2 protein-coding genes are annotated in these 545 nt (G+C 64.2%); one reads left to right on the top strand and one right to left on the bottom strand.

Annotation, left to right across the window (positions count from 1 at the left end; genetic code table 11):
* A partial coding sequence (locus ACSGC5_RS14925) for a transposase (protein ID WP_434971353.1) occupies positions 1–168 on the top strand: 168 nt, incomplete at its 5' end.
* On the opposite strand, the gene ACSGC5_RS14920 is transcribed toward ACSGC5_RS14925, so the two are convergent.
* The gene (locus ACSGC5_RS14920; RefSeq protein WP_026095586.1) at positions 149–478 is read right to left on the bottom strand and encodes a hypothetical protein; all 330 of its coding nucleotides are present in this window, start codon (positions 476–478) and stop codon (positions 149–151) included. The two genes, ACSGC5_RS14925 and ACSGC5_RS14920, sit on opposite strands and share 20 nt — an antisense overlap.
* Positions 479–545 lie beyond the last annotated feature (67 nt).

The raw sequence follows: 545 nt of genomic DNA, 5'->3' as shown, positions 1-545 counted from the left end.
GACAAGCAGAAGGAACGCTACAAGGGACGCAACGTCGTAGAACGCTGCTTCAACCGTCTCAAGCAGTGGCGCGGCATCGCGATGCGCTCGGACAAACTCGCCCGCAACTACCGAGCCGCCGTCAGCCTCGCCGCGGCGCTGATCTGGATCAAGACCGATCTCCGCTGAGCGCTTCGCGCTCCTGCAGCGTGCGCTCAAGCTGTCCCACCGTCGGCGCACCCGCAAAGCCGCGCTCGGTCAGATAGACCCTGCACGCCAAGTCGGCAGTGTTCCCCTGGGACGGGAACAAGTCCTGACCGTCCAGAAGAATCGTGGGCGAGCCCGCGAAACCAGAGCTCACCGCCTCAGCCTCGGTGCGGATCAACACGAACTCCACCGGAACATCGCCCCGTCCGATCGAGTCGAGCACCAGCCGTACTCGATCGCCCGCCTCCTGCCAATTCGGGCAATCCTCGATATGCAGCACCTGGATCTTCACACGCCCATTCTCCCGCGCAACTCGCGGCGGCTGGCCACCCCGCACCTTCTTGATCAACACGCCCTAG

The sequence above is a fragment of the Microbacterium sp. bgisy207 genome (genome assembly GCF_965345035.1).
Taxonomy (GTDB): Bacteria; Actinomycetota; Actinomycetes; order Actinomycetales; family Microbacteriaceae; genus Microbacterium.
The sequence above is the reverse complement of the archived record's forward strand: the minus strand, read 5'-3'. Positions and strand labels throughout refer to the sequence as shown.